This window comes from Actinomadura sp. NAK00032 (genome assembly GCF_013364275.1).
GTDB lineage: Bacteria > Actinomycetota > Actinomycetes > Streptosporangiales > Streptosporangiaceae > Spirillospora.
The window spans coordinates 9,172,057-9,191,088 of sequence record NZ_CP054932.1 but is presented as its reverse complement, the minus strand read 5'-3'; the positions used below and the strand labels follow the sequence as shown (position 1 = coordinate 9,191,088).

At 73.2% G+C, this 19,032-nt stretch carries 17 protein-coding genes; 9 read left to right on the top strand and 8 right to left on the bottom strand.

Annotated elements, in window-relative coordinates; all coding sequences use genetic code 11:
- Nucleotides 1-49: 49 nt before the first annotated feature.
- The 5 genes from HUT06_RS42460 to HUT06_RS42440 all read right to left on the bottom strand — a co-directional run bounded on the left by HUT06_RS42460 (nt 50) and on the right by HUT06_RS42440 (nt 6,572).
- The gene (locus HUT06_RS42460) at nt 50-2,203 is read right to left on the bottom strand and encodes a hypothetical protein (RefSeq protein ID WP_176200859.1); all 2,154 of its coding nucleotides are present in this window, start codon (nt 2,201-2,203) and stop codon (nt 50-52) included.
- 29 nt (nt 2,204-2,232) lie between these two features.
- Nucleotides 2,233-3,456 carry a phosphoserine phosphatase SerB gene (serB, locus tag HUT06_RS42455; protein ID WP_176200858.1) on the bottom strand — a complete coding sequence of 408 codons (1,224 nt, stop codon included), beginning with the start codon at nt 3,454-3,456 and terminating at the stop codon, nt 2,233-2,235.
- Between the two features lie 64 nt (nt 3,457-3,520).
- Nucleotides 3,521-4,537, bottom strand: a complete 1,017-nt coding sequence (locus HUT06_RS42450) for an S-adenosylmethionine:tRNA ribosyltransferase-isomerase (protein WP_176200857.1) — start codon at nt 4,535-4,537, stop codon at nt 3,521-3,523.
- Nucleotides 4,534-5,820, bottom strand: a complete 1,287-nt coding sequence (locus tag HUT06_RS42445; protein WP_254715688.1) for an MFS transporter — start codon at nt 5,818-5,820, stop codon at nt 4,534-4,536. The genes HUT06_RS42450 and HUT06_RS42445 overlap by 4 nt, the downstream gene beginning before the upstream one ends.
- Nucleotides 5,821-5,903: 83 nt before the next feature.
- Entirely contained in the window at nt 5,904-6,572 is a 669-nt protein-coding gene (locus tag HUT06_RS42440; protein WP_176200855.1) for an SDR family oxidoreductase, read from the bottom strand.
- Between the two features lie 225 nt (nt 6,573-6,797).
- On the opposite strand from HUT06_RS42440, the gene HUT06_RS42435 reads away from it, so the two are divergent.
- The 6 genes from HUT06_RS42435 to HUT06_RS42410 all read left to right on the top strand — a co-directional run bounded on the left by HUT06_RS42435 (nt 6,798) and on the right by HUT06_RS42410 (nt 12,453).
- Nucleotides 6,798-7,937: a GAF domain-containing sensor histidine kinase gene (locus HUT06_RS42435; protein WP_176200854.1), complete on the top strand. Its 1,140-nt coding sequence runs from the start codon at nt 6,798-6,800 to the stop codon at nt 7,935-7,937.
- A complete protein-coding gene (locus tag HUT06_RS42430) occupies nt 7,934-8,629 on the top strand; it encodes a response regulator transcription factor (RefSeq protein WP_176200853.1) in 696 nt (231 codons plus the stop codon). Before HUT06_RS42435 ends, HUT06_RS42430 begins: the two co-directional genes overlap by 4 nt.
- A 36-nt stretch (nt 8,630-8,665) precedes the next feature.
- Nucleotides 8,666-9,451, top strand: a complete 786-nt coding sequence (locus HUT06_RS42425; protein WP_176200852.1) for a PP2C family serine/threonine-protein phosphatase — start codon at nt 8,666-8,668, stop codon at nt 9,449-9,451.
- Between the two features lie 305 nt (nt 9,452-9,756).
- On the top strand, nt 9,757-10,995 hold the full coding sequence (locus tag HUT06_RS42420) for an RNA-guided endonuclease TnpB family protein (RefSeq protein WP_176200851.1): 1,239 nt from the start codon (nt 9,757-9,759) through the stop codon (nt 10,993-10,995).
- A 227-nt stretch (nt 10,996-11,222) separates the two neighbouring features.
- On the top strand, nt 11,223-11,672 hold the full coding sequence (locus HUT06_RS42415; protein ID WP_254715687.1) for a DUF2752 domain-containing protein: 450 nt from the start codon (nt 11,223-11,225) through the stop codon (nt 11,670-11,672).
- Between the two features lie 88 nt (nt 11,673-11,760).
- The gene (locus HUT06_RS42410) at nt 11,761-12,453 is read left to right on the top strand and encodes an RDD family protein (RefSeq protein ID WP_176200850.1); all 693 of its coding nucleotides are present in this window, start codon (nt 11,761-11,763) and stop codon (nt 12,451-12,453) included.
- A 201-nt stretch (nt 12,454-12,654) separates the two neighbouring features.
- Here the strand turns inward: HUT06_RS42410 and HUT06_RS42405 are convergent, their stop codons facing one another.
- On the bottom strand, nt 12,655-13,422 hold the full coding sequence (locus HUT06_RS42405; RefSeq protein WP_176200849.1) for a hypothetical protein: 768 nt from the start codon (nt 13,420-13,422) through the stop codon (nt 12,655-12,657).
- Nucleotides 13,423-13,641: 219 nt separating this feature from the next.
- Here HUT06_RS42405 and HUT06_RS42400 point away from each other — a divergent pair, with 219 nt between their 5' ends.
- The 3 genes from HUT06_RS42400 (at nt 13,642) to HUT06_RS42390 (ending at nt 15,631) form a co-directional block, all read left to right on the top strand.
- Nucleotides 13,642-14,430 (top strand): ABC transporter ATP-binding protein, encoded by a 789-nt coding sequence (locus HUT06_RS42400; RefSeq protein ID WP_176200848.1) that lies wholly within the window; start codon nt 13,642-13,644, stop codon nt 14,428-14,430.
- Between the two features lie 101 nt (nt 14,431-14,531).
- Nucleotides 14,532-15,305, top strand: coding sequence for a sulfite exporter TauE/SafE family protein (locus HUT06_RS42395; RefSeq protein ID WP_176200847.1), 774 nt, complete (start codon nt 14,532-14,534; stop codon nt 15,303-15,305).
- A gap of 89 nt (nt 15,306-15,394) precedes the next feature.
- On the top strand, nt 15,395-15,631 hold the full coding sequence (locus HUT06_RS42390) for a hypothetical protein (protein ID WP_176200846.1): 237 nt from the start codon (nt 15,395-15,397) through the stop codon (nt 15,629-15,631).
- Between the two features lie 7 nt (nt 15,632-15,638).
- Here the strand turns inward: HUT06_RS42390 and HUT06_RS42385 are convergent, their stop codons facing one another.
- Entirely contained in the window at nt 15,639-16,553 is a 915-nt protein-coding gene (locus HUT06_RS42385) for a Rieske (2Fe-2S) protein (protein WP_176200845.1), read from the bottom strand.
- Between the two features lie 104 nt (nt 16,554-16,657).
- The gene (locus HUT06_RS42380) at nt 16,658-18,889 is read right to left on the bottom strand and encodes a molybdopterin oxidoreductase family protein (protein ID WP_176200844.1); all 2,232 of its coding nucleotides are present in this window, start codon (nt 18,887-18,889) and stop codon (nt 16,658-16,660) included.
- Nucleotides 18,890-19,032: the final 143 nt, after the last annotated feature.

Genomic DNA, 19,032 nt, shown 5'->3' with positions numbered 1-19,032 from the left:
GCCCGCCCGCGGAGAGCCCTCTCCCCGCGCCTCACCCGTACCCCGATGATCACTGCCTAAGGCCCGGATCGGCCGGATGGTCGCGGCCGTCCCAGGCGGCGAGCACGTCCGCGAGGACGGCCAGCTGCTCCAGGTCGCCGGGGACGAGGGTGTCGAGGGAGGTCGGCGGGAGGGTGTTGCGGTCGCTGGCGGCCTGCCGGCGCAGGCCCGGGACCAGGGGTTCGAGCGCGTCGCCCAGTTCGCGGGCGGCGTCGGCGAGCCAGTGGCCCGCGCCGTGCTCCAGGAGCCGGCGGGCGACGGCGTCGACCAGCGGGCCGGGGTCGCCGGTGATCTCCTTGATCGCCAGGGCGGCCGGGTAGTGGGACGTGACGTCGTCGTCCATCGCGCGCAGCGCGGGCACGAGAGCGGCGGCCTCTGCGCCGAGCCGTCCGGCGAGCCGGGCGGCCCGGATCGCGGGCGCGCGGCCGTCCGCCAGCACCGCCTCGGCGGCGCGCAGCGCGGTGGCGGTGTCGCCGGTGAGGTCCAGGACGATCTCGGCCGCGCCGATCCGCCGCTCGCAGCCGTCGAAGTCCGCGGTGTCGGCCGCGGCGAGGTCCCGCAGGGCGGGGAGGAGGCCGTCCAGCGGGAGCCCGTGCGCCCGCGCGAGCCGTGCCGCCAGGACGGTCTCGCCGGCGTCGGCCGCGTCCCGCACGAACCGGGCGAGGTGTTCAGCGTCGCCGGTGATGGCGGTCAGCGCCTCGGCGCACGCTTCGCGGAAATCCCAGGGGCCGGAACCGGTCGCGGCTTCGGCGAGGGCCGGCACGGCGGCGGAGGCGCCCGGCCCGATCGCCCGCAGCGTGGTGACGGCGGCCAGCCGCCCATGGGGGACGAGGCCGGCCAGCTCGGGCGTCGCGGCGGCGGCGTCCGGCCCCCAGGCGGTCAGGAGCGCGGGGATGGCGACGTCCGGCTCGTGGGCCATGAGCGTCTCCATCCCGGCGGACGCCAGGTGCGGGCGCAGGACGTCCAGCAGCGGCGGGTCGGGCGGCAGCCCGCGCTCCGCGAGCAGGCCGACGGTCTCGCCGTCGAACCACCCGGCGCCGAAGGCGCCGAGGACGGCGGGCCGCCAGTCCGGGTGGTCCGCCATGACCAGCAGGCGGAGCGCGGCGGCGAGGAGGCGTCCCTCGGGCGTGCGCAGGCCGTGCAGCCAGTGCCGGCGGTCGGCGAGCGCGGTCTCCGGCGGCGCCTTCGCGTGGTCCGCGAGCGCGGCGACGGCGGCGGGGACGGCCTGCCGGATCTCCACGAGCAGCTCAGCCGCCGCCGCCCGCACCTGCATGTCCGGATGGGAGACGGCCTCGGCGAGCACGTCCCCGAAGCCCGTCCGGGCCGACCGGAAGAACAGGCAGCGCCACCGCATCCCGCTCACGACCTGCGAGGCGTTCTCCCCCGGCTCGCCCCGCAGGAAGGCGCCGGCCAGCTCGACGGCGTCCTCCAGGGGAGCGGAGGAGATGATCTCGCTGAGCGAGCTGTCCGACCACGGGCTGTCGCGCAACGGGTCGTACGTGGCCCAGCACTCCCGGACGGCGGCCACGGCGGCCGGGCCGAACGACTCGCCGTACACCGCCAGCGACCAGGCGGCGGCGGCCCGGGTGAGGACGGGACGTCCCGCCGCGAGCTCGTCCGCCAGCCAGGACGCCGCCTCCTTCGGGTGCAGCGCCCCGGCGGCCAGCAGCAGCTCGGCCGCGGCCTCGGCGTCGCCTTCGGCATCCCGCATCTGCCGCAGCCGCGCGAAGGGCACGCTGTCGGCGGGGAGCCGCCCCACGGTGTAGGAGGCCATCCGCCGCACCTGGACGTCGGTATCGGAGTGCAGCTTCAGCAGCCGGTGCGCGCCCGCGCGCAGCGCCGTCTGGATCTCCTCCACCAGTTCGGGTGCGGCGCCGGTGCTCTCGGCGATGACGGCGAGCTGCCACAGCAACTCCGGCCGCCGCCGCGTCCGCCGCGCGGCGGCCAGCTCGACCAGGACGGGCACCGCCGCCGCCGTGGCGGGGTACGGGGTGCCCTGGTGGGTGAGGCGGGCGGCCAGCTCGCCCAGCGCCGTTCGCGCGGCGCCGTCATCGCGCCCGACGGCGGTGCGCAGCAGCCGAGGCACGTCGTCCGCCGGACCGCAGGCGTGCCGGAGCGAGGCCCAGTCGGTCGCCCCGGCGCCGCCCGTACGCCGAAAGATCATGACCCGCGACCCTAGCGGGGGCGGTGGGTCTAGGAGGCGGGGTTCGGGCGGTCGGCCGCGGCGTCGGCGGCGTCGGCGGCCTCGACTTCGTCGCGGGAGATGCCGAGGAGGAAGACGATCGTGTCGAGGTAGGGGACGTTGACGGCGGTGTCGGCGGCCTCGCGGACGACCGGCTTGGCGTTGTAGGCGATGCCGAGCCCGGCGGCCTGGAGCATGTCGAGGTCGTTGGCGCCGTCGCCGATCGCGACCGTCTGGCTGATCGGGACGCCGGCCTCGCGGGCGAAGCGCTCCAGCGCGGTGGCCTTGCCTGCGCGGTCGATGACGCGGCCGGTGACGCGGCCGGTGAGCTTGCCGTCGACGATCTCCAGCGTGTTCGCGGCGGAGTAGTCGATGCCGAGGTCGTCGACGAGGGCGTCGGTGACCTGGGTGAAGCCGCCGGAGACGATCGCGAACTTGTAGTCGAGGCGCTTCAGCGTGCGGACCATCGTGCGGGCGCCGGCGGCGAGCCGCAGCTTGCCCCGGACGTCGTCGATGGCGGCGGCGTCGAGCCCGGCGAGCAGCGCCACGCGCTCGCGGAGGGAGCCCTCGAAGTCGAGCTCGCCGCGCATCGCGGCCTCGGTGACCTTGGCGACCTCGTCGAGGCAGCCGGCGTGCTCGGCGAGCAGCTCGATGACCTCGCCCTGGATGAGGGTGGAGTCGACGTCCATGACGATCAGCCGCTTGGCGCGCCGGCTCAGCCCGCTCTGCTGGACGGCGACGTCGACCTGCTGCTCGGCGGCCTCGGCGGTGAGCGCGGCGCGCAGCGCGTCGGGATCGGCGCCGGAGACGTCCATCTCGATGCAGGTCACGGGGTTCTGCGCGAGCCGCTCGATGCGGTCGATGTTGGCGCCGTGCGCGGAGATCCGCCCGGAGATCCCGGCCATGGCGGCGGGCTTCAGCGGGGCGCCGAGGACGGTGACGTGCAGCCGCCCGGTGCGCTTCGGCATCCGCCGGTTGCGGCCCGTGGAGAGCTCGATCTCCATGTCGAGGTCGTTGGCGACGTGCTCGGCGGCGTTCCAGACGCGGCCGATGTCGGCGCCCTCGCTGTAGGCGAGCAGGACGCCGAGGACGAGCCGGCCGCGGATGACGACCTGCTCCACGTCGGCGACCGTGAGCGGGAACTCGGCGAGTGTCCGGAACAGACGCGAGGTCACGCCGGGGCGGTCGCGTCCGGTGAGTGTGATGAGGAGCGTGCGCTGTGCTGACCCGTCCATAACTGTTTTCCACGGTACCGGCCGTGACGTGGGAGGCGCGCGGCAGGTCCGGCATGCGAGACGGCTACATGATCAGGTTGAGGTCGCCGAACTCGTGCCACAGGTACCGCTCGGCCAGTGCGGCCGCGTAGGTGGCGGCCAGCAGGTCGCGGCCCGCGATGGCCGTGAGCATCCGCAGGTGGGACGACGCGGGCTCGTGCAGGCCGGTGAGGAGCCCGTCCACGGCCCGGACGCCGCTCTCCGGCGTCACGACGTGCTCCGTCCAGCCGGAGGACGGGCGGACGCGTCCGGAGGCGTCCACGGCCGTCTCCAGGGCGCGGACGGCGGTCGTGCCGACGGCGATCACCCGCCGGCCCCGCGCGCGGACGTGCTCGACCAGCGCCGCGGTCGGCTCCGGGACGCGGTAGCGCTCGGCGTACGGCGGCTCGTGCGCCTCGGGGGACGCGACGCCCGTGTGCAGCGTGATCGGGGCGATCAGGACGCCGCGCGAGACCAGCTCCGTCACCAGTTCCGGCGTGAACGGGCGGCCCGCGCTCGGCATCTCGGCGCTGCCGGTCGACCGGTCGTGGGCGAACGCGGTCTGGTAGGCGGCGGCCGGCCAGTCGCGGCGGACGTACCCGTACCTGATCGGCGTCCCGTGGCGCCGCAGGTAGGGGACGACGTCGGTGCTGAGGCGCGCCCGCCACAACCGGGCGGTGTGCCGTTCGACGAGGGTGAGGGTGGTGCCGCCGGGCAGCGGGATCCACTCGCCGGGGCAGCCGCCCGTGTAGGGATGGCTGGCCTTCCCGGCGATGCGGCGCAGCTCGACGAGCCACAGCCGGTCGTCCTCGCCGGGCACCGGGGTGGAGAAGTGCACGCTGATCCGGTCGAGCCGGACGGCGGCGGGCAGCGTGGCCGAGGTGTTGACGACCAGCAGGTCGCCGGGGTCGAGCAGCGTCGGCAGGTCGCGGAACTCGTGGTGGGAGACGGCGCCGCCGGCGCGCCGCGACACCAGGAGGCGGACGCCGTCCCGGGTCCGGCCGCGCGCCTCCGGCGGCTCGTGGGCTTCCAGGGCGGACGGCAGGGTGAAGTCGACGGTCATTTCGGGACCTCCAGCCGGAGAGCGGCGACGACCCCGAGGAGGGCGATCGCGGCGAACAGCACGCCGGCGACGACGAGGCCGGTGCCGAGCCGGTCGACGCCGAAGCCGGTGACGAGCGCGCCCGCGACGCCGACCACGAGGGAGGAGCCGAGGGTGTCGCTGATCTGCAGCGCGGACGAGTTGACGCCCTGCTCGTCCTCCGGGGACAGGTCGAGGAGCAGGACGGACAGGCTGCCGATCGCGAAGCCCATCCCGGCGCCGCCGATGATCCACGCGGGGGCGGCGAGCCAGCCGGACAGCTGCAGCGCGACGGCGGTGAGGACGATCCCGGCGGTGACGAACACGGCGCCGAGGAGCGCGTAGAACTCGCGGGGGCGCCGCGAGCGCCCCTGGATCTGCGACGCGGCCGACCAGCCGAGCGCGCCGACCGTGAGGACGACCCCCGCCTGCGTCGGGCTGAAGTGGTGCAGCTTCGTCAGCGCCAGCGGGATGAAGACGTCGGTGCCGACGAACGCGCCCGACAGCAGGCCCCGGACGAGGACGACGCTGGGCAGCCCGCGGCGCAGCCGGAGCGTCCCGGCGGGCAGCAGCCGGGGAAGGCCGAACGCCAGCCCCGCGAGCCCGGCCGCGGCGGCGGGGAGCATCGCCCAGCCCGCGCCGTCGAGGCCGTAGAGGAGGACGCCGGCGCCGCCCGCGACGGCCACGGCGGCGACGTACCGCGCCCTGCCGGCCCCCGCGCCGGCCCCAGGGCCCGCGTCCACCGGCTTGATGCCGCGGATCGCGGGCACCAGCAGCAGCGCGGGCGGGATCACCAGCGGGATCAGCCCGAGGAACACCCACCGCCAGCCGGCGTGCTCGGCCACCGCGCCGCCGACCGCCGGGCCGATCAGCGACGGCAGCACCCAGGCCGCCGACAGCGCCGCGAACACGCGCGGCCGCAGCGCCTCCGGGTACACGCGGGCGATCACGACGTAGATCGCGACGAGCGAGACGCCGGTGCCGAGGCCCTGCACGGCGCGGCCGGCGACGAAGACGCCCATGGCCGGTGCCGCGCCCGCGACCACGAGCCCGGCGACGAACGTGCTCAGCCCGATCATGAGCGGCCGCGCCGGGCCGGACCGGTCCACCCAGCCGCCCGCCAGCACCGTGGACAGCAGGCTGCTGATCAGCGTGGCGCTGAACCCCCACGCGTACAGCGCCAGGCCGTCCAGGTCGGACGCGACCACCGGCATGACGGTGCCGACGGCCATGCTCTCGAACGCCAGCAGCGTGACGACCAGCACGATCCCGAACGTCGGACCACGAAAACCTACAGAAAGGACACTCCGCCCCGAATCAACCACGTGATCATGGTCCAGGACGGCTGTCATCGCGCCCTCACCAGGTGGGACGCCTCGTATCGGCCGCTCGGGAGGCGGTCGGTGATCAGCCGGTGCAGGGCGGCGGCGGCCTCGGAGGGCGGGGGCGCGGCGTCCGCGTCCTCGCCGGCGGCGCGCAGCATGTCCGTGTTCATCTCGCCGGGGTCCGCCCACCACACGGCCACGTCGGGCTCCTCGGCCGCCAGGACGTTCGACAGCTGCTCCAGCGCCGCTTTGGACGTCCCGTAGCCGCCCCACGTCTCGTAGCCCTCCACGGCCGCGTCGGACGTGATGTTGAGGATCGCGCCGCGCCGCTCCCGCAGGCTCGGCAGGAACTCCTGGATCAGGGCGAGCGGCGCCAGCACGTTGGTCGCGAGCGTGTCCGCGAGGTCGGTCACCGGCAGCGCGTCCAGCCGGGGCATCGGCGTGGGCCCGAGGGTGCTCGCGTTGTTGACGAGCAGGTCGAGCCCGCCGGACACGGCCTGGACGAGGGCCGCCCGGTGCGCGGGGTCGGCGACGTCCCCGGCGATGCCGGTCGCGCCGGTCTCCGCCGCGGCGGCCGCCAGCGCGGCGGGGTCGCGGCCGTCGATGACGAGCGTCCAGCCGTCCCGCGCGAGCCCGGCGGCGAGCGCCCGCCCGAGGCCCCGGGAGCCTCCTGTGATCAGTGCCGTCTTCATGCCCTCGACGCTAGGAATCCGGGGCGCCCGGAGGCATCGGCCGCCGGTTCCCGGACGGCTCGTCTGATGGTCGTAGGACCCGGGTCCCGCTCGGAGGGCGGGGATACTCGTCCAGGCTGATTCGGGAAGACCCGCCCAGAGAGTACGGTCTTCACCAGTGAGCACCGCGGGGCGCTCATCCGGGGCGCTCGCGAGGGGCGGGCCCGGGGAGGACGAGAGGCCGGGATGCAGACCGACGACGGGTGCCGCGGCGAGCAGGGCGCGACCCTGCACGCCGTCAGCTCCGCCGTGCTCGCGGTGACCCGGCACCTGTCCGTGCACGAGGTGCTGCAGGTGATCGTGCGGGCGGCGGCGCAGCTGCTGGACGCCCGCTACGCCGCGCTCGGCGTGCCCGACGACGAGGGGTCGTTCGCCGAGTTCGTCGTCGAGGGCGTGTCGGAGGAGGAGTGGGAGCGGATCGGCCCGCTGCCCCGCCAGCACGGCATGCTCGCCGCGATGCTGAAGGGCGACGTGCCGAAGCGGCTCGGCGACATCCGCCGGGAGCCGGAGTTCGAGGGCTGGCCGGTCGCGCACCCCGTCCTGAAGGACTTCCTCGGCGTGCCGATACGCGACGGCGAGGACGTGCTCGGCATCATCTTCCTGGCCAACAAGCGCACCCCCGGCGGCTTCAGCGAGGGCGACGAGGAACTGCTCACCCTGTTCGCCGCGCACGCCGCGATCGCGATGGCGAACGCCCGCCTCTACGAGCACAACCGCGAGCTGACCGTCGTCGCGGAGCGCAACCGGCTGGCCCGCGAGCTGCACGACGCCGTCGCGCAGAAGCTGTTCTCGCTGCGGCTGACGGCGCGCACGGCGTCCGCGCTGGCCGAGCGCGACCCGGCGCGGACCGTCCAGGAGCTGGCGCAGGTCGAGCGGCTCGCCGCCGAGGCCCTCGCCGAGCTGCGCGCCGTGATCTTCGAGCTGCGCCCCGCCGACCTCGCGGACGGCCTGGTCGCGTCGCTGCGCAAGCACGTCGAGGTCCTCGACCGGGCGCACGAGACCGACGTGCGCTTCTCCGCCGACGAGGCCGTCGTCCTGCCGGAGGAGCACGAGGCCGTCGCGTTCCGCATCACCCAGGAGGCGCTCTACAACGCGTTGCGACACGCCCGCGCGCGCACAGTGGAGGTACGGCTGGCCACAGCGGACGGCCAGGCCGTGCTGGAGGTCGCCGACGACGGGTCCGGTTTCGACGCGTCCGACACCGAGCCCCAAGGCGGGCTCGGGCTCGCCTCCATGCGCGCCAGGGCGCACTCCATCGGCGGTGAGCTCACGATTGACGCCGTGCCCGGCAGAGGCACGACCGTCCGGCTGGAGGTGGCGCTGTGACGGCGGGCCCGGGCGTCATCAAGGTGCTCATCGCCGACGACCATCCGGTCGTCCGGCAGGGGCTGCGCACGTTCCTCGGCATCCAGGACGACATCGAGGTCGTCGGCGAGGCCGAGGACGGCGCGTCGGCCGTGACACTGGCCGAATCGCTGGAGCCCGATATCGTGCTCATGGACCTCAAGATGCCGGGCGCCGACGGTCTGGCCGCGCTGACGGAGCTGCGGGCTCGTGGGGTGAAGGCACGGGTCCTGGTCCTCACCAGCGTCACGGAGCGTGGCCACGTGCTGCCGGCCGTGCAGGCGGGTGCGGCCGGGTACCTGTACAAGGACGTCGACCCGCAGGCGCTCGTCCAGGCGATCCGGGCGGTGAACGACGGGCACGTCCTGTTCGCGCCGGACGCGGCCGAGGCGATGCTGCGGGACGGGACGGCGGAGCGGGACGACGACCGCGGCATGGCCGCGCTGACCGAACGGGAACGGGAGGTGCTCGTGCACATCGCGCGGGGCAGGTCCAACCGGGAGATCGCGCGCGCGCTCGTGGTGTCCGAGAAGACGGTCAAGACGCACGTCAGTAATCTGCTCATGAAACTGGGAGTCCAGGATCGGACGCAGGCGGCGCTGTACGCGGTCCGGCACGGTGTCGGATCGTCCGGCTCCGCCGGGGAAACCGGGGAATCCACTGTCCGCTACTGATACAACTCCTCTGACAGGATCGTCATCGAAATTGGTATGAACGTAGCAATCAGGTACGCAGCAGGCAGCGACATCGGGTGCAACCGCGAGAACAACGAGGACTCGGGGTACGCCGGTGCGTGGTTGGTCGCGGTCGCGGACGGCATGGGCGGGTACGCCGGCGGCGAGGTCGCGAGCTCGACCGTCATCGGCTCACTGCGCTCGCTGGACACCGCCGCCCCCAAGGACGATCTTGTTGACATGCTGGGCCGCGCGGTGGCCGAGGCCAACGAGAAGCTCCGCATCGTCCGCGAGGAACGTCCCGACCTCAGCCGGATGGGCACCACGCTCACCGCGATGCTCTGGTCCGGGGAGTCCGTGGCACTGGCGCACGTCGGCGACTCGCGCGGCTATCTGCTCCGCGACGGCGAGCTGTTCCAGATGACCCAGGACCACACGATGGACGAGTTGCTGAAGGCGGAGGCGGAGCAGGCCGGCCAGCAGGCCGACCCCGCCGAGACGTCGCGGCTCTCCCACGTGCTGTACCGGGTGCTGGACGGCCGTGAGGACCGCGAGCCCGACCTGCGCCTGCGCGAGGCCCGGCTCGGCGACCGCTACCTGCTGTGCTCGGACGGCCTCAGCGGCCCGGTCGACGCGCAGGCGATCTACGAGGTCGTGTCGGCGGAGGCCGATCCGCAGCGCGCGGTCGACCGGCTGATCGAGCTGGCCCGCGAGAACGGCGGCCCCGACAACATCACCGCGGTCATCGCCGACGTCGTCGAGGCCGAGCACCTGCCCGCCGCCGGCGGCCCCCTGGTCGTCGGCGCCGCCGCGCAGAGCTGACGCCCCCGGGGCCTTGGCGGTATGCCGGGGCCCTGCCGGCATGCCGGGCCCTGCCGGTATGTCGAGGTCTTGGCGGTTGAGTTGGGGGTTCCTCTGCGCGGCAGCGGCTTACTTCGGTCCCGTGATCGCGGCCGGTGCTTTGCGTGCGTCCTCCCCACGTTCATGCTTTCCGACGCGTGCGCCGCCGGCAATTCATCGGATATCTGAGCGTGGAGACCCCGTCTTTCAGGGCGGGGAGGGGACGCGGCACGATGCGGTGCTGTGGTCTCCTGGTTTTGTCGGTGGTGGTCGGTAGGTTGCGGAGCGTGTCCCGGTACCGGCTGTGCCCGACCCCTGCCCAGGAGGCGGGGCTGCTGGAGCACTGCTCGCACGCCCGGTACGTCTGGAACCTGGCCGTTGAACAGCACTCCTGGTGGACGCCGCGACGCGGCTCCGCTCCGGGGTATGTCGCCCAAGCACGCCAACTGACCGAGGCCCGCGCCGCGAATCCGTGGCTGGCGGCCGGTTCGCAGACAGTGCAGCAGCAGGCGCTCAAGGACTTCGCGCAGGCGATGGCGAACTTCTTCGCCGGTACGCACCGCCGCCCTACGTGGCGTAAGGCGGGGGTGCATGAGGGGTTCCGGATTGTCGGTGCCCGGGGTCGGGCGTGGGATGTGCGGCGGTTGTCGCGCCGCATGGGCGAGGTGCGGGTGCCGAAGGTGGGGTGGGTGCGGTTCCGCTGGTCCCGCCCCGTGCCGGACGCCAGGTCGTTCCGGGTGACCCGTGACCGCGCGGGCCGTTGGCATGTCGCGTTCGCCGCCATCCCCGACCCCGTTCCCGTACCGGGCAATGGTGCGGCGGTCGGTGTCGATCGGGGTGTGGCGGTGTCGGCTGCGCTGTCCACCGGCGAGACCAGCAGCGTGCCGGGTTTGACGCCGGGGGAGGCCGAGCGGTTGAAGCGGCTGCTGCGGCGCTTGACCCGCGCGAAAGCGGGGTCGAACCGGCGTGCCCGTGTCAAGGCCGCCGTCGCGCGGCTCAAGGCGCGTGAGGCCGACCGCCGCAAGGACTGGGTGGAGAAGACCTCGACGGATCTGGCCCGCCGGTTCGACGTCATCGCCGTCGAGGACCTCGATGTGGCCGGGATGACCCGGTCGGCGCGCGGCACCATCGAGGCACCCGGCACCGGGGTTCGGGCCAAGGCCGGGCTCAACCGGGGCATCCTGGCCAACGGCTGGGGGCAATTGGTGACCCGCCTGGAGCAGAAGGCACCGGGGCGGGTGGTCCGGGTCGACCCGGTGTACACGTCGCAGACCTGCAACGCGTGCGGGCACCGCGCCCGGGACAACCGCGAGAGCCAAGCGGTGTTCCGATGCGTCGCCTGCGGGCACCGGGCCAACGCCGACGTCAACGCCGCACGCAACATCAAAGACACCGCACGCAACATCAAAGACACCGCCTGCAACATCGGAGACACCGCCGTGGGGCGCACGGTGGCCGCGCGGGGAGGCACGCCGTCAGGCGGGCCGGTGAACCGCGAACCTCAACCCGCTCTCCTCTCCGTATAGGGGACGGGGTTGGAATCCCCCGCCTTCAGGCAGGGGAGGACGTCAAGAAACTCTTAGCAAGAAAGAGTGCCCACGTACCTGCCCATTTGTCTTACTCTTACCCCTGGGGTGGAGTCGCCGTGCACTCCGTAACGGTCCTGTCGCGGATCGTTGCCCGCACTTGACCTGCCTCCGGGTGCACCCGTATACGGGTCACTCACCTGTATGTCATCGAGGCGGAGGATTCGTTGGGGGGAGCGCCCGGGGCGGCGGCCACCGGTGCACCGGACGGTGTGCTCGGCGGGATCGTCAGCCGGACCCTCACCGCAGCGCGGCACGGCCCCCTGGGGACCGCGCTGCGCGTTGCGGCGATGGCCGTCGCGGCCATCGGCGCGTCATGGATCCACCGCGTCAACGACCCCGGCGTGCTCTGTCCCCTACGGGCGCTCACCGGAATCCCGTGTCCCATGTGCGGGGGCACGACCGTGTTCATCGAGCTCGGCTCGGGCCGTCCAGGCCAGGCCGTCCTCGCGAACCCGGTCGCCCTGACCGGCGCGATCGCCGTCGCCGCCGCACCGCTGGGCCTGGGACGACGGTGGTGGGCACTCCAGCCGAAGACCCGTGCCTGGATGCTCGGCACCGCCCTCGTGGGGTCGGAGCTGTGGCAGCTCGTCCGGTTGGGAATCCTGCGGGTTTGAGCCGAAGTCGATACTCGGTCAGACTTGCGGAGCCCACCGGGTCCGGCGGGCGTCACATAACCACAGGGTCAATCAATAAGGAGCAAGTGTGGGTAACCCCTACGACCCGTACGGTCAGCAGCCGGGCTACGGGCAGCAGCAGCCCGGGTACGGCCAGCAGCCCCCGGCCCAGCCCGGTTACGGCCAGCCCCCGGCGCAGCCCGGTTACGGCCAGCCGCCCGCGCAGCCGGGCTACGGCCAGCCTCCGGCGCAGCCCGGGTACGGCCAGCAGCCTCCCGCCCAGCCGGGCTACGGCGCCCCCGCGGCGCCCGCGCAGCCGGGCTACCAGGAGGTCCACCACCACCACTACGGCTCGACCGGCCAGCTGGCCGAGTGGGGCTCGCGTGCCGGTGGCTACATCATCGACTACCTGATCTTCGCCGGTCCGGTCTTCGTCCTCTACCTGCTCAGCCTCCTGCTGACCAGCTCCGGCAGCGGCGGCGCCGCCGTGCTCGGCCTGCTGTTCATGCTGGTCGGCCTCGCGCTGTCCGTCGCGGGCGGCCTGTGGATCTGCTACCAGGAGGGCACCACCGGCCAGTCCATCGGCAAGCGCCAGATGGGCATCCGCCTGGTGAGCGCGCAGACCGGCCAGCCCATCGGCTTCGGCATGGCGTTCGTCCGCAAGATCGCCCACATCGCCGACAGCTTCCTGTGCTACATCGGCTTCCTCTGGCCGCTGTGGGACGACCGCAAGCAGACCTTCGCCGACAAGATCTGCAACACCATCGTCGTAAGGGGTTGATGTGGGGGGGCGAGCCCTCCTGATGTGGGGGGCGACCCCCACACCCCCCGGGTGGCGGGGGTGAGGGTGTCTTCCGCTCCGCTGGAGCTTCGCGGAAGACACCCTCACCCCCGGTGGGGGCCAGCCCCCCACGCCCCCGGTGGGGGTTCCCCCCACACCCCCTTTGTGTGGTTCCCCCTACGCCCCCTTGTCTGGGCCCTGCTAGCGGTCTGTTCCTGGTACTGGGTCGAATGCGCTGTTGCAGGCCGCCACTAGGGCTCTGCGGACCGCCGCGTCCAGGAGACGTAGGGCCTCGCCTCGGCGGGTCATCTGGTCCGCGCTGAGGCCGCGGTCGTCCATCTGGCGGGCCAGGTCGACTACCAGGGAAAGCCGGCCGGCCAGTGCGGCTACGCGGTGGGCGCGCTGTGGGTAGCCGGGGGCCAGTGGGTGGTCGCCGCGGTCGGGGTCGCGTAGGTCGACCAGCGCGTCCGCGATCTCGGGCGGGACGCCCGCGAAGTCGTCGACCGTCAGCAGTGCCTCTGTGGCGTCCCGCATCGCGAGTGTGAGGCTCCGGTCGGCCTCGGCGAGGGACGGGACGTCCGGGAGCGCCGCCGACGCCTCGTGGGGCGTCCAGCGGACGCCGACGTAGGACGAGCCGCGCCGGTCCTCGGCGGGGACCAGGCCCATCGCCCGGCCGTCCAGGACGGCTACCACGGCGGCGCCCGCGTCGATCGCCGCGGCGTTGAACGCGGGCGGGCCGGTCAGGCCGAGCGGGTCGCCGGGCTCGGGCAGCGCCAGCCGCAGCGCCGACAGACCGCCGACGCGCAGGTCGCCCAGGCCGCGGCGCAGCGTCACCTCGGCGGGCTCGCCGCCGAGGATCTGCGGGCCGGCGTTCTTCTCGACGGCGTCGACCGCCTCGTCCAGCCCGACGTGCCCCGTGAGCCAGGCGTTGCCCCAGGCGACCAGCGCGGTGGCGACGGCCCCGCTCATGCGTTCGGGCTCATTCCCAGACAGTTCGCAATGGGCATGCGATCCACGATAAGCGCTCGGATCGCCGGTTCCACCGGACGTAAGGGACCTATCGCGGCGGAGGAGCACCGTGGGGCCGCCGTTTCCGCCGGGGATCCGGCGGCCCGCGGCGACCCCGGATCGCATAGGTTCTTTCCTGAGAAGGATCACGGGCGACCGGATGGGAGACGAAGGCGCGCGATGGCCGGCGAGGTGCTTCAGCTCCGCGGAGTCGGGGTCAGGCGCGGCGGGGCGACCCTGCTGCGCGATGTCAACTGGACGGTGGACGAGGGCGACCGGTGGGTCGTCCTGGGTCCGAACGGGGCCGGCAAGACGACGCTGCTCCAGGTCGCCGCCGCGATGCTGCATCCCACCGAGGGCGGAGTCGAGATCCTGGAGGAGGAGCTCGGCCGCACCGACGTGTTCGAGCTGCGGCCCCGCATCGGCCTCGCCAGCTCGTCCGTCGCGGAGAAGGTCCCGGCCGAGGAGACGGTCATCGACCTGGTGCTGACCGCCTCGTACGCGATCATCGGCCGGTGGCGCGAGGAGTACGACACGACGGACGTGGGCCGCGCCGTCGCGCTGCTGGAGGCGCTCGGCTGCGCCGACCTCGTCCGGCGGACGTTCAGCACGCTGTCGGAGGGCGAGCGCAAGCGCGTGCAGATCGCCCGCGCCCTCATGCCCGACCCCGAGCTTCTGCTCCTGGACGAGCCCGCGGCGGGCCTCGACCTCGGCGGTAGGGAAGACCTCGTCGCCCGCCTCGCGGCGCTGGCCGGCGACCCCGCCGCCCCCACGATGGCGATGGTCACGCACCATGTGGAGGAGGTCCCGGAGGGGTTCACGCACGCGCTGCTGCTGCGCCGCGGCGAGGTCGTCGCGCAGGGCAAGGTGGACGAGGTGTTCACCCCGGAGCACCTCTCGAACACGTTCGGGCTGCCGCTGACGGTCGACCGGCAGAACGGCCGCTGGTACGCCCGCTCGCTCCGCTGATATCGGGCGAAACCGCCCGAAGTACCCCCCGATCGACGGTGCCGGGCACCGGTGTCCCTACGATGTGCGCACCGTCGTGAACTCGCTGGGATGGGACGCACGTGAACCTGCTGGACGCGGTCGCCGTCTTCGCGGCCGGGGTGGCCGCCGGAAGCATCAACACGGTCGTCGGGTCCGGCTCCCTCATCACCTTCCCCACGCTGCTCGCGCTCGGCTACCCGCCCGTCGTGGCGAACGTCTCCAACAACATCGGGCTCGTCCCCGGCGGTGTGACCGGTGCCTACGGGTACCGCGAGGAGTTGAAGGGCCAGCGCGGGCGGCTGGTGCGGCTGGCCAGCGCGTCCTTCATCGGCGCGGTGATCGGCGGCCTGCTGCTGCTCGGCCTGCCCGCCGAGGCGTTCAACGTCATCGTCATCGCGCTGATCGTCATCGCGCTGGTGCTGGTCGTCGTGCAGCCGCGGCTCCAGCGGTGGATGATGCACCGCCGGGAGGGCGAGCACCATCCGCACGGCGGGCCGGTGCTGTGGGCGGGCGTGCTGTTCGCGGGCATGTACGGAGGCTACTTCGGCGCCGCTCAGGGCATCATCCTCATCGCCCTGCTCGGCATCATGCTGGACGACGACCTGCAGCGCATCAACGCGGGCAAGAACGTCCTGTCGGCCGTCGTGAACGGCACCGCGGCCGTCCTGTTCACGCTCATGTGGCTGTTCGCCGACACGAAGGTCAGCTGGTCGGCGGTGCTGATGATCGCGGCGGGCTCGACCTGCGGCGGCATGATCGGCGCACGGGTCGGCAGGAAGATACCGCCGCTGGTGCTGCGCGGTGTCATCGTCGCCGTGGGCGTTGCGGCGATCGTGAACCTGCTGCTGGGCTGACCAGCGTTTTTCGGCGCTCGGACGGGGTTCGCTGACCGGCATTCCGGGTATAAGTCGAATATACGTTCGACTGCTGGAGGTTCGCGCGGATGAAGGGCGACAGGGTCGAGATCGTGGTCGACGCCGGGGGCGACGGAACGCGGACGTACGAGGTCACGGCCAGCCGCGCCGGCCGCCGCGTGGAGATCGCGACCAGGCGCGGCGTCGTGGAGGTCACCGAGGTCACCCGGACGGGAACCCCCGTCCGGACGGCGCGCTTCATGTCCAGTCGGGTGCTGGCCCTGGTGGAGCACCCCGTCAGTACCGAGCGCGGCGAGTCCGCTTAGGCGGGCTCTAGACAGGCCGTACCTGGAGCATGCCCTCTTCGGTGACGCGGGTCTCGAAGGCGGGCTGGCGGGCCGTGGCGGGGCCGTGCACCACCGAGCCGTCCGCGACGCGGAACGTGCTGCCGTGCCAGGGGCAGACGACGCAGATGTCGGCGTCGTCGTCGGTGACGATGCGGCCCTGGTGGAGCGGCCCGGCGAGGTGGCTGCAGCGGTCGGCGAGGACGTGGACCTCGTCGCCGGTCCGCAGCACGAACAGCCGGATGTAGCCGAGCCTGCGGGTGACGGGCCAGCCGTCCGGCAGCTCCTCGGCGGCGCACAGGTCGTGCCAGCCGAGCGGGACGAGATGGGCGACCTGGTCGGCGTGGCTGGCGCCGGCGGCCTGCCGGAACGCCAGGTGCCCGCCCAGGTAGGCGCCCGCGACGAGCGTGGACAGCCCGGCGAAGCCGAGTGCCCGGCCGGCGCCGTCCCGGCCCTGGTGGCGGGCGATGAGCGACGCCGAGTACAGCATGCTCGTCGTGGCCATCCCGGCGGCGTGGACGAGCCCGACGCGCTGCTGCTCGCGGTGCAGCGAGCCCCAGTCGGCGATGCCGGTGAGCACGGTCGGGACGGCTCCGGCGAGGCCGGCGGCGACGAGGGCCTGCGCGGCGCGGCGCGTCCCCGGCATGAGGTCGAGGACGGCGGCGGAGACCCACAGGCCGACGGGCACGTCGGTGAGCGGCGGGTGGGCGGGCTGGCCGAGTGGGACGCCGTGCAGGGCGTCCTTGGCGGGGCCGGGCCGCAGCGTCCGCCGCACGGCCGTCGACAGCACCCGGATGGTACGGTCCAACCCGCTCGCCTGCTCCAGTGCCTCGGTGGCGTCCGCGAACCCCGGAGCCGCCTGCGGCCGGGACCCGCGCCGGAATATGTTCACCCGTCGGTGCATGTCCCTCCTCCGCGGCTATGAGACGCCTGATGCGACATTAGTCTTCCGCGTTCTCCTGCGGCCAGTCATACCTACCTGCGGCCGGGAGGGGCTAAACAACGGGGTCAGGGCACCGGTGCGGGCGAGACCGCCTCCAGTGTGACGGGGACGCCGTTGAAGACCGCGTTGCCCGACAGGGGGTCGATCTCCTGCTCGTCGGTGACGGCGTTGACGTTGACGCCCGCGTGCTCGCGCGCGACGGCGGTGCGCGTCCCGGGGCGGTCGTGGCCCCATCCGTGCGGCAGGCTGACGACGCCGGGCATGACGGTGTCGGTGGGTTCTGCCACGGCCTCCACAGTGCCCGTGCGGGAGGCGACGCGAACGGTGTCGCCCGCAGTGACGCCTATACGTTCGGCATCAGCGGGGTTGAGCTGGAGCGTGCAGGTGTTGGAGCCGCGCACCAGTTCGGGGACGTTGTGCAGCCAGCTGTTGTTGGAGCGCAGGTGGCGGCGGCCGATCAGTACGGTGCCGCCGTTCTGCGGGGCGCTCAAAGCGGCGTGCAGCCGGTCGACGTCCGCGGCGAACGTGGACGGGCACAGCTCGACCCGTCCGGACGTCGTGCAGAGCACCTCCTCCAGGCGCGGCTTGAGCGCTCCTAGGTCGAGGCCGTGCGGGTGGTCCGTGCGCAGCTTCGTCAGGGTGAGGCCGGACGGGTCGGTGCCGAATGCGTCGCCGTAGGGGCCCAGGCGCAGCATCATGTCCAGCCGCTGCTCCGTGGACGTGCCGCCGTCGAGCATCTTGCGCAGCTCGTCCGGTTCGCGGCCGTGCACGGGGGAGCCCTTGAGCGCGGTGGCCTTCGCCAGCGTCGACTTGATGATCATCTCGTCGAGGGCGGCGGGGTCGCCGTCCGTGCCGGACGCGGCCATCGCGAGCCGCGCGAGGAGCACGGCCTCGCTGGGGCGCCCGACCGGCAGCGGGACGACGGGCGGCGAGTAGCGCGCGTAGTCGCGGACGGCGAGCCCCGTCAGCGCGATGTCGTAGTGCGGCGTCTGCGCCGGGCGCGGCGGCGGCAGGACCACGTGCGCGTGCCGGGTCGTCTCGTTCAGGTACGGGTCGACGCTCACCATGAACTCCAGCCCGGCGAGCGCGCGGTCCAGCCGGGCGGCGTTCGGGGCCGACAGCGCCGGGTTCCCGCCGATCGTGACCAGCGCCTTGACCTGGCCCTCGCCGGGGGTCTCCAGTTCGTCCGCGAGCGTGGCGACCGGCAACTCGCCGTTGACCTCCGGCAGTGCGCGGGCGCGGCTGCGCCACCGGCCGGTCGTGAACGGCTTCTTGCGCCGGTACACGGGCATGTGGGCGGGACGCGGGAACATCGCGCCGCCCTCCCGGTCGAGGTTCCCGGTGAGGACGTTCAGGGCGTCCACCAGCCAGCTGTTGAGCGTCCCGTACGCCTGCGTGCAGGTCCCGATGCGGCCGTAGACGGCGGCGCGGCCGGCTCCGGCCAGCTCGCGGGCCGTTCGCCGGATCACGTCCGCCGGGATGCCCGTGAGGGGCGTGACGCGCTCGGGCGCGAAGTCGACGGCGAGGGCGCGCAGGTCGTCCAGGCCGTTGACGCGTCCGGCCAGGTGCTCGGGGGACGCGACGAGGTCCTCGGCGAACAGGGTGTGGACGAGCGCCATGAGGAAGAACGCGTCCGTCCCCGGGCGGATGAACAGGTGCTCGTCGGCGAGCGCGGCCGTCCGCGTGCGGCGCGGGTCGACGACCGTGACCTTGCCCCCGCGCGCCTGGATCGACTTGAGCCGTCCGGGGAAGTCGGGGGCCGAGGCCAGGCTCCCGTTCGACTCCAGCGGGTTCGCGCCCAGCATGAGCAGGTGGTCGGTGCGGTCGAGGTCGGGGACGGGGATCGCCAGCGGGTCGCCGAACATGTGCCCGCACGCGACGTGCTTCGGCATCTGGTCGGCGGTGCTGGCCGTGAACAGGTTCCTGGTGCCGAGCGCCTTCACGATGGCGGCGACGTACAGCGGTCCTGCGATGGAGTGCGCGGTCGGGTTGCCGATGTAGACGGCGACGGCGTCGCGCCCGTGCCGCTCGATGACGTCCGCCAAGCCTTGCCGGACGGCCGCGAACGCCTCGTCCCATCCGGTGGCCTCGCCGTTGACGAGGGGTTCCGCAAGGCGGTCGGGGTCTCCGTCCAGGCTGCCGAGGGTCGCGCCCTTGGGGCAGATGAAGCCTTTGCTGAACGGGTCCTTCTCGTCGCCGCGTACGCGGGTCACCGCTCCCGTGTCGTCCAGGGTCAGTTCCAGCCCGCACAGGGCTTCGCAAAGAGGACAGGTGCGGAACGCCGTGCGGTCGCCCATCGAGACACTCCTTGTCAAACGGGACCGTTGCCCCATGATGACCGGTAGGTCTGTACCGCGCCATGGCCGCCCCCGCAGGCATGGCCGTAGCGCGGTTTTGAGAGTTACTTTTAATACGAGGACTTTCGGCAGCCGCTAGGGAG

What these genes read in the sequence shown, in the direction of transcription:
- HUT06_RS42425 (WP_176200852.1), top strand. Translation starts at nt 8,666, where the DNA reads ATGAACGTAGCAATCAGGTACGCAGCAGGCAGCGACATCGGGTGCAAC.
- HUT06_RS42400 (WP_176200848.1), top strand. Translation starts at nt 13,642, where the DNA reads ATGGCCGGCGAGGTGCTTCAGCTCCGCGGAGTCGGGGTCAGGCGCGGC.
- HUT06_RS42450 (WP_176200857.1), bottom strand. Translation starts at nt 4,537, where the DNA reads ATGACCGTCGACTTCACCCTGCCGTCCGCCCTGGAAGCCCACGAGCCG.
- HUT06_RS42405 (WP_176200849.1), bottom strand. Translation starts at nt 13,422, where the DNA reads ATGAGCGGGGCCGTCGCCACCGCGCTGGTCGCCTGGGGCAACGCCTGG.
- HUT06_RS42380 (WP_176200844.1), bottom strand. Translation starts at nt 18,889, where the DNA reads ATGGGCGACCGCACGGCGTTCCGCACCTGTCCTCTTTGCGAAGCCCTG.
- HUT06_RS42390 (WP_176200846.1), top strand. Translation starts at nt 15,395, where the DNA reads ATGAAGGGCGACAGGGTCGAGATCGTGGTCGACGCCGGGGGCGACGGA.
- HUT06_RS42460 (WP_176200859.1), bottom strand. Translation starts at nt 2,203, where the DNA reads ATGATCTTTCGGCGTACGGGCGGCGCCGGGGCGACCGACTGGGCCTCG.
- HUT06_RS42440 (WP_176200855.1), bottom strand. Translation starts at nt 6,572, where the DNA reads ATGAAGACGGCACTGATCACAGGAGGCTCCCGGGGCCTCGGGCGGGCG.
- serB (WP_176200858.1), bottom strand. Translation starts at nt 3,456, where the DNA reads ATGGACGGGTCAGCACAGCGCACGCTCCTCATCACACTCACCGGACGC.
- HUT06_RS42385 (WP_176200845.1), bottom strand. Translation starts at nt 16,553, where the DNA reads ATGCACCGACGGGTGAACATATTCCGGCGCGGGTCCCGGCCGCAGGCG.
- HUT06_RS42435 (WP_176200854.1), top strand. Translation starts at nt 6,798, where the DNA reads ATGCAGACCGACGACGGGTGCCGCGGCGAGCAGGGCGCGACCCTGCAC.